General features: G+C 65.7%; 11 protein-coding genes and 1 pseudogene. 3 read left to right on the top strand and 9 right to left on the bottom strand.

What is annotated here, in order from left to right; all coding sequences use genetic code 11:
* Window positions 1-73: 73 nt before the first annotated feature.
* The 3 genes from ACFV3R_RS10795 to ACFV3R_RS10785 all read right to left on the bottom strand — a co-directional run bounded on the left by ACFV3R_RS10795 (window position 74) and on the right by ACFV3R_RS10785 (window position 2658).
* Entirely contained in the window at window positions 74-970 is an 897-nt protein-coding gene (locus ACFV3R_RS10795; protein WP_385578934.1) for a hypothetical protein, read from the bottom strand.
* Between the two features lie 224 nt (window positions 971-1194).
* A complete protein-coding gene (locus ACFV3R_RS10790; protein ID WP_385578931.1) occupies window positions 1195-1686 on the bottom strand; it encodes a hypothetical protein in 492 nt (163 codons plus the stop codon).
* A 141-nt stretch (window positions 1687-1827) separates the two neighbouring features.
* Window positions 1828-2658, bottom strand: a complete 831-nt coding sequence (locus tag ACFV3R_RS10785) for an SDR family oxidoreductase (protein ID WP_385578928.1) — start codon at window positions 2656-2658, stop codon at window positions 1828-1830.
* A 282-nt stretch (window positions 2659-2940) separates the two neighbouring features.
* Here ACFV3R_RS10785 and ACFV3R_RS10780 point away from each other — a divergent pair, with 282 nt between their 5' ends.
* A complete protein-coding gene (locus ACFV3R_RS10780; RefSeq protein ID WP_385579151.1) occupies window positions 2941-3750 on the top strand; it encodes an SAM-dependent methyltransferase in 810 nt (269 codons plus the stop codon).
* Window positions 3751-3945: 195 nt separating this feature from the next.
* Here the strand turns inward: ACFV3R_RS10780 and ACFV3R_RS10775 are convergent, their stop codons facing one another.
* The 6 genes from ACFV3R_RS10775 to ACFV3R_RS10750 form a co-directional block, all read right to left on the bottom strand.
* Complete coding sequence (locus tag ACFV3R_RS10775) at window positions 3946-4578, bottom strand: hypothetical protein (RefSeq protein WP_385578924.1); 633 nt, start codon at window positions 4576-4578, stop codon at window positions 3946-3948.
* A 32-nt stretch (window positions 4579-4610) separates the two neighbouring features.
* A complete protein-coding gene (locus ACFV3R_RS10770; protein WP_385578921.1) occupies window positions 4611-5222 on the bottom strand; it encodes a hypothetical protein in 612 nt (203 codons plus the stop codon).
* Between the two features lie 147 nt (window positions 5223-5369).
* On the bottom strand, window positions 5370-5927 hold the full coding sequence (locus ACFV3R_RS10765) for a hypothetical protein (RefSeq protein WP_385578918.1): 558 nt from the start codon (window positions 5925-5927) through the stop codon (window positions 5370-5372).
* Window positions 5928-6222: 295 nt separating this feature from the next.
* A complete protein-coding gene (locus tag ACFV3R_RS10760; protein WP_385578915.1) occupies window positions 6223-6456 on the bottom strand; it encodes a hypothetical protein in 234 nt (77 codons plus the stop codon).
* Between the two features lie 700 nt (window positions 6457-7156).
* Window positions 7157-8206: a hypothetical protein gene (locus tag ACFV3R_RS10755; protein WP_385578912.1), complete on the bottom strand. Its 1050-nt coding sequence runs from the start codon at window positions 8204-8206 to the stop codon at window positions 7157-7159.
* A gap of 952 nt (window positions 8207-9158) precedes the next feature.
* Window positions 9159-9533, bottom strand: coding sequence for a hypothetical protein (locus ACFV3R_RS10750; RefSeq protein ID WP_385578909.1), 375 nt, complete (start codon window positions 9531-9533; stop codon window positions 9159-9161).
* A 1922-nt stretch (window positions 9534-11455) separates the two neighbouring features.
* Here ACFV3R_RS10750 and ACFV3R_RS10745 point away from each other — a divergent pair.
* Both ACFV3R_RS10745 and ACFV3R_RS10740 read left to right on the top strand, forming a co-directional pair.
* On the top strand, window positions 11456-12526 hold the full coding sequence (locus ACFV3R_RS10745) for a ParA family protein (RefSeq protein ID WP_385578906.1): 1071 nt from the start codon (window positions 11456-11458) through the stop codon (window positions 12524-12526).
* Window positions 12523-12830 (top strand): annotated as a pseudogene (locus tag ACFV3R_RS10740) (hypothetical protein); the annotation flags it as partial. The gene ACFV3R_RS10745 and the pseudogene ACFV3R_RS10740, both read left to right, overlap by 4 nt.

Here is a 12830-nt window from a genome sequence, read left to right as displayed (position 1 = left end):
TCGCGGCGGAGGGGGCGCCGCGGCCGGACTCGCTGCGGCACGCCGGTCGTGGTCGCGGCCACACGAGCGCAGGTCACGGCGCAGAGTCAGTGGGCGGAGCGGGGGTCCACGTGCTGGCTTCACGGGCCACGATGATCAGTGCTCGTTCCCGGACCAGGTCGTCGTGGACGCCGGGGTCGCCGGGCGGCAGCAGTTCCAGCGCGCGGTCGATGGTGGCCAGGGCCTCGCCGAAACACCGCATCTCCCGCAGGACGCTGGCTTCCCTGAACAGTGCCACCGGGTCGGTGCGGCGGTGGAACGGCGGCCGGGAGAGGATGCCCAGCATGTGCTGGTGGCGCTGGGGCAGCCCGTCGCCGAGCCACAGGCCGTGCAGCAGCGTGTGGAGCACCTTCACGTCGTCGCCGGCCTTGGCCAGGACTTCGTCCATCACCTGGAGTCCCTGCGGCTTGGACTGGCCGAGCAGCGCGAACGCGTACAGCGCGCGGGTGAAGACGTCCCAGGGTCCGCGGTGGGTACGCAGCAGTTCCTCCAGGGCGACACGGCGGAAGTCGTAGCGCAGTGCGAGGCCCAGGAGGTGGATGCGGGTTCGGACGGTGATCTCGTCGGCGCCGCGGTCGGTGCTGGCAGGGATCTGCTCGCTCAGGCGGCGGCCGTCGCGGCGGGCCTGCCAGGCCACGTCAGAGAGGAAGGCGGCCGATTCCTGCCAGCTGGTCTGGGTGACGCGCATCCAGTGCTCGGCTCGCGCGGAGAACACCGTGTCGGGGGCGTCGCCGACGTCGACCTGGGCCAGCACCAGCACCCCCGGGCGCAGCTGCGGAATGTGCGCGGCCTCCTCGAGCAGGGGCCTTATGCCGGGCTCGCGCAGCAGTTGACGTGCCTGGGTGAGCCGGGCGGGCGGTGCGGCCGGCGGTTGCCGGACGAAGGCGAGGACGTCGGCGGGCAGGGTGGGCGTGGTCGCAACAACGGTCATCGAGACGCTCCTGGATCGCGTGCGGTGGCTGGCGAGAGGGGATGCGCCCCTTCTCACCGGCTACAGGTGCGCGTCTGGGCTGCGGTGTGACACCCACGGCGGATTTCTCGCTCAGAGCGCCACCACTGCACCGACCCGACGATCCATGGGTCCGCTGCCTCGGGGGCCGTGGAGCGGGTCTCACGTCAGGGTCGGCGGGGGCCTGTTCGTCTCGACGGCCGGCATCAGGTGCGATCGGGCGGGTTTCGTCGGAACGCCGCCGCCTCCAGGCAGTGTGCCCAGTTCGCGAGCCCGTTCTCGATACGTGCGAGCGCGGGGTAGGAGGTGTGCTGGAGTATCAGGGTGGCCTGGTTCAACTCGCCGGTGGCGACGGCCTCGGCGGTCTTCTGCCAGGAGTTCTGGAACTCCCCCTCCATTGCTGCGTCGAAGTCATGCTCCGGCAGCCCGGCCGTCAGGTCATCCGGCATTTTCAGCAGCGCCCGGGACAATAGCGCGTCCAGAGCGCGCTCGCTCTCGCTCAGGGACTTGGCGGTACCGGTCGCCTCCGGAACCTCCTCGACGGGTATGGAGATGCCCGCCGCTATGGCTTCGTCCATGGCATCGAGCACGTCGGCGATGTCGGGGAGATCTTCGGCGAGGTAGCGGATGCGCCCCAGGGCGCGGGCCATGGCCGGCAGCAGAATCTCTGCGCGCTCGTGCTCTGGGTGGGAAGGCACACGGGCTCCGTCGGATCAGCTCGGTGTTGCGGACAAGTAGTGAGCACCATAAGCAGGTTGAGCGGCTGGTGGTTCACAGGATGCGGTCGCACCGGACCGCCGAGCGCCGCTTTCGAGCCACGGCGACGCGGCGGTCGGCGCTCAGGTGCTTGCGGCGAGGAAGTCGTGGGCTCCGCGGAGCGTGGTACGCAGCTTGCGTTGGGTGGCGCGGCTGTCGAGGCGGACTTCGAGGGCTCCGGGAAGTGCCGTGTCGGCCCGCAGGCCCCGGGCCAGTCGGGTGGGATCGAGCCCGTCGCGTTGGGCGATGAGGAGGCCGAGTTCGTGCCGGGTGACAGCGTCGGCGCCGGCGAGGTGGTGCACGCCGTGCGCGTCGGTGGCGGCGAGTTCCAGCAGGGCGGCGGCGAGATCGGCAACGTGGACGGGGCAGCGGATGTCGTCGGTGAACAGCGCTCCCTCCCGGCGGCCGGCCGCGAGGTCGTGGACCACGCGTACGTGTGCGGACTCGATGCCGCCGATGATGAGCGAGGTGCGGGCGACGACGGCGTCGGGGGCGAGGTAGCGGACGCTGGTCTCGGCCGCTGCTTTCGCGGCGCCGTAGGGGGTGATCGGGTCGGGGCGGCAGGTCTCGTCGTACGGGCCGCCGCGGGTACCGGAGAAGACGGCGTCGCTGCTGACGTGGACCAAGCGGCAGCCATGCTTCGCCGCGGCCAGTGCCAGGCGTGCGGGGCCCTCCGCCGTGACCTCCCAGTCGGCGTCGCCGCTGGTCGTGTTGATGATGACGCCCGGGTCGGTCTCGGCGACCACTGCGTCGAGACGGTCGGGGTCGCGCAGATCCAGGGCGTGCCAGGCCGTGCCGGGGAGGGAGCCCGGTCGGGTCGCGTAGGTGGCGGCGGTCGCGTGGCCGTCTGCCGTCGCCTGGCGCACCAACTCGGCGCCGAGGAATCCGCTGCCGCCGACAATCAGGACCTTCATGTCGCGTAACCGTAGACGATGGGCCCATGGTGCGGAGGCACCTGCGGATGCCCGCACGTGGCCGCAGGCCGAGGGAGGCTTGGCCGAAAAGGTGCACGAAACTGGTGCCCTTGCGCCGGGCGGTGTCGAGCTTGCCTCCGGCCTGCAATTGCAGGACCCCTCCTCTTCACGTCCGGCCGTTGACCAGCGTGTATGCCGGGATGTCGCCAGAGTGAGCACCGCGAGGTGTGCCAAGCTGCCTACGGTGACCGCACGTCAGCGGGAGGAGAATGACCTGTGAGTATGCAGTCCGACTCGGCACTGGGCCAGGACAGGGCGCACAGCGCGCGGATGTACGACTACCTCCTCGGTGGGAAGAGCAACTACATGGTGGACCGCGAAGCGGCCGAGACCGTCATGCGCTTGTTTCCCGCGGCCGAGACCGCAGCCCGCGCCAACCGGGCCTTCATGCACCGCTCTGTACGCTGCCTCGCCCGGTTGGGAGTGCGCCAGTACATCGATATAGGCACCGGCATGCCGATGTCACCCAACCTGCACGAGGTCGCCCAGAGCGCCGCGCCGGAGTGCCGGGTTGTCTACGTGGACAACGACCCGATCGTGCTCGTCTACGGCGACTCCCTCCTCGACGGCACGGCCAAGGGCAAGACCTGCTGCGTTCAGGCCGACATCACCGATCCGGCTGCTCTCATCGACACGGTCAGAAGCGAGGGCATCCTCGACTTCGAGGAGCCGGTCGCGCTGAGCCTGCACGCCCTGCTGGAGTACGTCACCGGCGACGAGCCCTACCGCATCGTGCGCCGCCTCATGCAGGCAATGCCCTCGGGTTCGCACCTGAGTCTGTCGCATGTCACCGGGGACTTCGCGCCGGACGCGATGAAGGCCGTCGTCGACGTCTACGCGCAAGCCGGGACCCCTGTCCAGGTACGCACTCGGGCGGAGGTGTCGCGCTTCTTCCACGGACTCGACCTCATTGATCCAGGACTCGCTGTGGCGCACCGGTGGCGCCCTGAACCTGCGAGCGGCCCGGGCCTGGTCACGGACAGGCAGGTCGCCGTGTATGCCGGGGTAGCTCGAAAGTCTTCGGCTCTATGAGCTGCACCCGTCTCTTTCACGTCTGCGTTCCCGCAGTTCCGTGGCGACGTTCGTTCCAGAGCCGGTGAAACCAACGCTCTGAGCTGGTGAAATCGTCTTCTGTGCAAGGCCCGGCCGAGAGGCGTACCTCCCGAGGAGGCAGCGGTATCCGGGAAGGGGCCGGGGCACGGCCTGGTGGCGTCCGCCGGATCGGGGCTACACCGTCGAGGGGTCGTCCAGGTCCCGGCTGGTGAACGCCTTCGCGGTCGAACCGGCGGCTTGGAGACGGTCACGCGACGCGGCTGCACGTGGTGCGAGCCTCCCGTCGGGGTCGGCCTCGCAGATCGTTTCGGCGGCCGAGCGCAGCAGCCAGACGGCCTGGGCGCCGCGGCCGTGCCGCAGTTCTTCCTCGGCGCAGTCCACCGCGGTCTTGGCCCACTCGGCGGCCCCGGACCCCTCGTCGCGGACCGCGGCGGCCAGCGGGCGCAGGACATGCAGTTCCCTCTCCGCGACCGGCTGCATCAGCACGTGCTTGCGGCACTCGCGCACGACGGTCGCCGTCGCGGACGCGAGCAGCGCCGTCATGACGATGCCGAACACCGTGGTGATGATCCAGGAGTTGCTCGCGAGGCCGTTGCCGCCCAGTTCCTCGCGCATCGCCTGTTCCACCCGGGGCAGCCCGAGGGCCGCGGCCGCGAACACCGCCCACATCGCGGCGAGCGCGGCCGCGCGCCGGCCGATCTGGGTCGGCCGGACCCGGAAGGCGAAGGGGAGCAGCAACTGGACCGCGCCGAGGACGGGAGGCAGCACGACCAGCAGATCCCACACGGCGTACCGGCCGCTGATCACCTAAGTCCCCCTCTGGTGCCGGACACCCTGGGTCACACGTGCCACTTCAGGGGCTCCTTGTAGAAGCCCTGAGAATAGGTGACGTCGGTGATCTTCGTGTCCACGGGCAGCAGGTAGGGCTCGCACACTGTGCGCTGCTCCCCCGGCTTCCAGATATCGTCCGTGCCCAGCTCGGTGCGGCCGTTGTTGCCCAGGCAGTCCTTCGGCCGGCTGCTCAGATCGCCCATCAGCAGCAGCAGCTTCTGGGCCGGGCTCCCGTTGGCCTCCGCACCGACATCGCTCATCACGAGAGTGTCCTTGGCCGCTTTGCTGCCGACGTTCTTCGCCTTCACGTAGACCCAAGCGACCTTCTTCGCCTTGTACTTGCCCGGGTCATCGAGCTCCTTGAGGTCGTCGTGGGTGCCCTCGACGACCTTCACCGGAGTGATCTGGAACTTCGAGGCCGCCTGTCCCAGCTCCTGTACCGGGCCGGGCTGGCCGAGAACCAGCTGCTTCGGCGAGGCCGAGGCGCTGCTCTGGGAGACGCCCTTCGCCGTGGCGCCGGCGCCGGCTCCGCACGCGGTCACGGTGCAGACAGCTGCCGTCACCGCGGCCGCCGGCAACAGGTACAGACGACGGGTCGGCGCAGGCTGCGGGTTATGCATGAAGAAGCCCCTCAGATCGTGTGTGCCCGGGCACGGCCGGGGCACGGGGATTGCATTGGTGACGCGGAGGCGGCCACGTCGGCATCCGGTGCGGGCGGACCGGGCGCGGCCAGGTCGAGAGCCGGGCTCCGGGCCCTGGCACAGCTATCAGGAGGAGACCTCGTTGATGATGTTGGCCAGCACCCAGATCGCCCAGGCCAGCGGCACCAGCGCCACCAGTGAGGAGGCCCTCCGCAGGACCTCCTTGCCGGGACGCGCCCCATAGCCGGGAACGCGCCCCGTCGGGTCGGACAGCTTGTTCACCCGTCCCAGCGCGACCCGGTTGGCGATCAGCGTGCCCGGGGTGAACAGGACCAGGCTCAACGGGGACCACCAGCCCTGCCAGAGCGTGCCCGCAGTCTGCTCCCGGTAGACCGCCGTGCCGCAGTCACGGCAGAACGGTCCGTCGATCCGGTTGAACCTCATCAGGAACAGCAGCCCCTGATGGCGGCGGAACGTGGCCATCGCCGCGGGCGCTCCCCCGCACACCCGGCACACCGCCTGCACGGCGGTCGGCGCCGGGAAACCGGCGCCCGCGCCGGCACCGGGCGGCATCTGCCAGCCGCCCGAGGGCGTGCCGCCGCTCCCCTGCTGCGGCGGCACGCTTCCCGGCGGATACCGCAGGCCCGGATGACTGGGGTGAGCAGGCGAGGGCGGGACGGTCATACAGCAAGATCCTTGATCGGTGCGGGCGCGCCGGCCCGGCTACGCGGGATGGGAGAACGGGGACAACAGCCAGGCCCTGTCCCCCGTCGGCACAGGGCGCCGCAGGTCCAGGCGGAAGGCTTCGACGGTGTTCTCGGCGGAGCGGAACACCGCAGGCACAGCGGCAGGCCGACGTCGCGCCGGGACATCGACCACGGCTCGCTGCCGTAGAGCAAGGGGACGTTGCTGCACGAAGGACACCTCCATCACCACGACCGGCCCACCGGCCAGGCACCTGCGAACACGCCGAGAACGACTACTTCTTGGGGATCGGCGGGGTCGGCGCCGGGTTCGTGCCGTACGGGTTCGCGCACTTGTAGAACACGTACCCCCGCACCTTCTTGCCGTCCGACTTCCGCGTCACCGTGCCACGGGTGTACCACGTCTTCTCAGCCCGCTTGTACGCAAACTGGTCATACGCGATCTTGTCGCCCTTGTACGCCACCCCCACCGCGGTCGCGTTCTTCGCCGGCGACTTCCTCACCTTCACCGCCGAGCAGCTGATCTTCCCGTGCCCCGTGTCCGCGGCCTGCGCACCAGGCGCCAGCAACACACCCGACACGACCAACGACGCACCCAGAGCACCAACCGCAGCAAGACGGCCAGCACGCGCACCTATCGGCATGAATCTCAACCCGTTTCTCATCGACAACACGGGAGCAACCCCCACCACCGACCTCGATCACGAAGTCCGAGAAGACCCCGGCGGTGCCGAGGGTTACCAATCAGGCCAGGCGCACCTGCGGGTCCACGGCGTCGCAACCAACACGAACCCCACCGACCCAACAGCACACCTGCCCGCTGGCAATCCGATCACCTTGCTCCCCCCTCAGCCAGGACCACCTTTTTCCGGAAGTTGATTTTCCGCAATATTGCAGTCACCGATAGCAGACACCTGCTTTGAGCTTGTTCCAATTTCAATCCCTCTTTCACTCCCCCCGCCCCGCGGGGCTACTGGAGGGGTTGAGGTTGGAACACTTCTGCTGCGAGCACTCGGCTTTTCAGGGAAGCCCACACCCACTCTCGTGCCGGAGATCCACTTCTGTAAGAAGCATGAGTGATCAGAGGCAGCAAATGTGTCTCCTAGAGAGCCACAGGTCCTTAAAAAACGGCATGCCAATGAGCCCGCAGACCTAGGGTCATACAGGCACCTATGGGTGGACGATTGAGCTAAGGAAGAGATGCAGTTTTTACGTCGACTGATGATTGCGATGACGCAATCGTTGAGTCCAAGCCCAAAGGATCCGCTTTGGCACGGATTGCTCTACCCAACCGGGAAGGTTTGGCGGTGAGTCATTCCCCTTCTTGGCGTGTTCCCGAAAACATTTGAATGCTGAACTCCACAGGCTTCGTAGCGTGCTCCGCGCCTGACGTTTGGCAAGGAGCCTCTGAACCTGTTGCTCACGCTTCCCTGACGTGCCCAGTTCAACTGCCAGAAGCTCTTGGTCTACGTGCTGACGTGTCCACAATCGTGCTCTACGCACGGCGAGCCCGTGGCGTTCGAGCTTCAGTAGGCGAAGTCGAGCGGCAGTGTGAGAGATGTTGAGGGCCGCGGCCACGGCCTCGACCGGCTGGGGAGTCAAGTCGTCGAGCGCGCGCCACGCCAACATGGCTGGCTTGCCGATGGCGTTCCAGCGCGCGACATCGCTACCGAGGTCATCTTCAGCGTCGAGGTCGTGAGGCATGCCCGTGCTGGGGTCGATGGGATCTGGCACCTTAGTGGGCAGCTGTTGAGACTGGATTCTGAAGCGTTCTGGAATGAGGAGCCGATACCGCGTGGCTGTCGATGCAGTATGCGTCTCAATCACCCGCAACCAGCCGCGAGTATGAATCCGCTTAACTGACTCGCGAGCTGTTGCTTCGCACACTCCCGACGCAACAGCAATTACCGCAAGGCCTGCAGAGAAATCGACTCCTCCTTGTGCGTAGGCAAGCCGAGCGATTGCCTCACAGACAGCCTTGTCTGTGCCCCCGGAGGTGCCGCGCCAGGTGTCGCAATCCAGAGCAGAATTCCAGCGCACAACTCGCTCTAGGGCCTCCGTTCGACTAACGATTCGCGGTTCAGACCAGGAACCTTGACGCGCCAATGCCAACGACCAGAGACGTTCTACTTCGGCGTCTTGCCATGCAGTCTTTTTGGCGCGAAACGTCTCGCCCAGCGCATTTTGCGGATCAAGTAGAGCCGTGCGAATGAAGTCGTGGCCACGTCCGGAGGAGACGGCTGCCAGGGCGAAAGCCATCCGACCATTGGACGCGCTCTCGTAGCCTCCAGCGGCATGCCCTTCGCGGAGTACCCGCTCCATGCGACGAGAGAGCGGCGTGACCCCCAACGCCCTGGCGAGGCTGAGCACTTGGGACCTGCCAGGCGAGGCGGCCTTGAGTACTGCGTAGGCTTCCTCGAGCGTGCAGGACAAGGTTGAGGGCGCACCTGAACGATGTGGGGCCAACGGCGGACGGACACCGCGCGTGCGGATGTCCAGGCCGGCCTCTCGGCACTGACGCTCGATTGCGTCGCGAACTGAGGGCGCTGTTGATCCGAGAACCAAGATCAGGTGCTTGTGCCCTGGTCGGCCCGAGTGCACGAGCAGGCTGTCGATTTTGGAGGCGGACGCAGCCCACCGTAGACGATCAAACGCCGTCTGACGTAGGTGGGCATCGTGGGATGGAATGCCCGCGAGGTCCAGGTCGACCACCAGGAAGCGGCGATCTGGTCGCACGGCGAATGCGGTGCCGCTCGCAGCGAGAGTCTCGAGGTCGGCCCAGCCTGCTGACGTGTTGTCCGGGTTGATCTTGAATCCGCGGTGGCTACCAGACAGAGCAGTCGCGAAAGCGAGGACCCAGGCCGGCGATGCCGAGTGATCTTGGGTTGGCTGGAATCTGACGTTTTGTGGGTGCTTGAGTGTGACGCTGTCGGCGTCCGCTAGTGAAATCGAGGTCGGCACGGTTAAGCTGACTCCTGGAGCTATGAGGGCGTACTGAACTGACCGCTCGGCCGGACTGGCGAGTCACGGTGGCCGGCGGTTGTGAGGACGGTGTCGTCTCTAGGTGGCTCCTTTCTGGGGGGGTGTCCCCCCTGTGGGTGTAGGGGCGGGCCTCGGGAGGGCCCGCCCCAGCCAGTTGTAGGTCTGCCGTTCGGTGCAGAGGACAATGCCGCCGCAGCTTCGGGAGGGGCTGCAGCTGGCCGCTTGATCCCTACGCGGCGGCTATCAGGACTTCCAGGTCGAAGGCTTCAGGCTCGCGCTGCTTGAACTCGGTCACCCATGCACCGATCCCCAGCACGCGGAAATCCCTTAGACCTGCCGTTGCATCGAGCCGCTCCCCCGGTGTGTGAGTGAGTCGGATGAAGTCGCCGGCGACCACAACGTCCGTTGCCTCGGTGACCTTGCCACTCGTCAGGGCATCCCGGATCTCCTGGACGACCTTGCGATCGCGGTCAGCCTCCGGCTTCGAAGCTCGGGTCTGCAGCTGGGCAAGCGCTCGAGCAACGACCAGCTCTGCGCCGGTGTACTTGAGCGAGCGACGATCGCGCTGCAGGAACCCCTCGCTGACGAGCTTGCCGAGTGTCACCCCGTGCAGTCCGGTGAGTTCACTGACACGCGAACCCGACAAGAGGCGACGAGATGTGGGCCTACCCATCCGAACCCCCATAACGGTCGTGGCTTCCGACATGCCGAAAGCGCGCTTCAAGGCCGACGGCGGCGCGACCCTGCCCTACCTGGCCATGAACATACACGACGTGTTTGCAACTCAGCGACGAGGTCGCGCATCCGGTGTGTCTGTCTGACCGGCTACGGCGATGCCCCACGTGAAGGGCTACGTGGCGGAGATGGTGGCAAGAGAAGTGGTGCTGGCCTGCGCTGGAGTTGAGCAGCGGGGATGGGCGGCGGGCGCACTGGCGCAGGAGACAGTCTGTGCCCAGAAGGCTGCAGCCCAGCTGGGTACTCGCCCGCACAACGCGCGTCTGCTGTGCACGACGTGTACAGAGCACGAGTGTCTAACGACCGTCCGATTCTGGGGCATTGATCGGCCCATCTGCGTGGATGGGCCGGCTGTAGAGCCGAGGGCGAGCGGTTTCGGTTCCGTTCTTGGTGAAGAACACCCTCGCAGCCCGTCCGTGTGCCGTCCGCGTTGCTGCGTGACCCTCATCGGCCTCGCGCTGGAAACTCCGTCGAGCTTCAACCCCCAGAGCAGATCCGTCGTCACTGTCGCCTAGCGAGCAGGGCCGTGCGGTGCTGGTCAAGGCCAATAGTGGACACCCGCACCCTCAAATGCGTCCGCGATGCTGTGTTCGTCGCAGAGTCCGCCGCCTGATGCCCTGCGTTTGAATGCCGATTGGCTCACAAGAGCTGCTAGATCTGGAAGGAATACTTCGGCTCTTTTTTGGCCATTGATATTGAAATGCCCTGCCCAGAGGTTGTAATTATGACTGACTGTGAGTGGTCCAATGCTCAGATAATCTTGGGCAGATCGCTTAGCTCATTGGGCGCTTAAAGTGAGTCGAGGGCGCATTATTGGCTCACCAAGAGGCGGCAGTCAATCGAATATGGCTCGAAGTTGTGTGTAGATATATGTTCCAATTGGAGCTTCATTTACGGCTCTGTTGTGCAGCCATAACCGCACGAGTTAGACTGGTGTTACAGACATCGGCGAATCCAATAATCTAGCATTTTGCCTGGTGTTGAGCGTCCAATCTTGAGTGCGTCTAGCCGTATCTGTGCAGGTCAGAGCCTCGCATAAGTCCCTTGGATAGTCGCATGACAGTCTTATGCATAGCTGACAGGGTCGGCTAATGAACGTCTTGTGCATAGGTCTTGGATTCGTCTTTGCCCTAGGCTGAGACGCAGTTGTATGCGTAGGGTTCAAGCTGTCTCTAGCTTGGCTGGTTGATAGGGTCTATCACTAGCTCTAGATAGAGTCTGGTGCCTAGACCCCTTGGCAGGGCCTTTCCTGGGCCTGTGGCGTGTGCAACCTAACAGCCTGTCTGTCAGACCTTACTGCGAACTGTGCCCAGAACTCTGCGTTGACCTTATTTGCGGCCGGAATAAAGAGCTATACCAGGTCTGTTCTATGTGACCAGCTATAGCGCTAGCTAACGAACCAACGCTGGGGGAGTCGCGCTAACTAGCTGTTGTTCAGGGAATGGAATCGTCAGGCAGCCGTCTGTTCGGTCCGCTGACTAACCTCACGACAGGACATACGCCGGGTGGGGTCGGCGAACTAGCTGCCGAACGAACAGCAGGGCAGGCAGAGGGCGTATCCCGGGGTCGACCGACCGGCCCACCAATGGAGCGAGTTAGGGGTGGGGCAAGGAGTGCGGGCCGAGCACCAGCCACCAACCTGGCGTGTCGCCCCACAACGTGTCCGTCACTGGGGTATGCTCCCGTCCCGTCTCTGTGTCGGTGACACGAGCCGCTGGTTGAGCCGGATGAAAGCCCGTCAGAGGGCGCCTACCAGCGTCTATCTACTGTTCGGAGGGGAATCCACAACCGATGACTACGGCAGAGCTCGAGGCTCCAACCTTCTCTCTGGAGCCCTTCACGCCCGCGACCCCGCAGCATGTCTTGGATGACTTCGTTCGGTCACTCCGGCCGTACCTCGCCCGCGTCATCGCGGTCTTCAACGGCAAGGGCGGGCAAGGGAAGACGAGCATTGCCTCCCACATGGCTGGCCTTCTGGCCGAGGGCGAGGCGGCCAAGGCAGAGGAAGGTGGCGACGCCGGCCGCGTCCTCCTCGTGGAAGTTGACGCTCAGGGCAATAGCCACGAGGACCTAGGCATCAAGGGACACAAGGAGATGGATGAGGGTAAGTCCCTCGCTATCGCTCTTCAGTTCGGCGACCTGCCTAAGGTGATCCGGGATGTCCGCCCTCGGCTGGACGTGGTTCCGAGTGGCAGGCAGCTGGAACAGATCCCCTTCCAGATGGTCACAATGCAGAGCAAATACGGGCAAGCTGCGAACCTCAGCCTGGCAGTCATGCTTGCGAAGATGGCGCCGGAGTACCGCTGGATCATCGTTGACTGCCCGCCAGTGACCAAGGAACCGCAGATCCTGGCTCTGACCGCAGCGCGCTGGGTGTTGAGCCCGGTCTCCACGGGCGATGTGTCTTCGATTAACGGCTTGGGTGGTGTGTCGCACCGCTTCGACGACACTGCTCACCTCAACCCTGACCTCGAACTACTCGGAGCCGTCCTGTTCGGCTTTGCCCACCGCTACTACACCGACAGGAAGACGAAGGAACGCCGACCTGTCGGTCTCTGGGTGCAGACCCGGGAGCGACTTCAGAAGCTCTTGGCCGACGCGGACTCCGACGCGCCGGTGTTCAACAGCGTCATCCGCGACGCCGAGAACGTCGCTGTCAACTGCCGTGACCGCGGGCAGCTGGCATACGAGGTTGCTGAGGCCACCGACGGAATCAAGTGGTGGCAGAAGAAGAAGGGTGAGGTCGGCAAGGTTCTTCCGACGGAGCGGGCAGAAGAGGTCGGCCGCGACTACGAGGACCTTGTCGTTGAGGTTGTGGAGCGCATCCTCCAGGTGGAGGCGGAGGAGGCTCTGGCCGCATGACGGAGACAACACAGCAGGTGAGTGGCCCGGTAGCGCCGCCTAAGCCAGACGTAAGCGGCCTGGGTAGGCGTCGGCGTGGCAGCCGTGTTGCTGCCGCCAGCGCCGCTCCCGTTGCTCCTCCGGCTGTGCCGGCGACGTTCACCGCCCACCCGAATGGTGACGAGCGTCTCGCCGCCGAGGAAGCTGATCGGAAGAAGGCGGAGGAGGAGCGTCTCGCCGCCGAGGAAGCTGATCGGAAGAAGGCGGAGGAGGAGCGTCTCGCCGCCGAGGAAGCTGATCGGAAGAAGGCGGAGGAGGAGCGTAC

It is taken from the genome of Streptomyces sp. NPDC059740, from assembly GCF_042733155.1.
Classification (GTDB): domain Bacteria; phylum Actinomycetota; class Actinomycetes; order Streptomycetales; family Streptomycetaceae; genus Streptomyces.
Note: the sequence above shows the minus strand (reverse complement) of the source record. Positions and strands in the feature narration are given on the sequence as shown.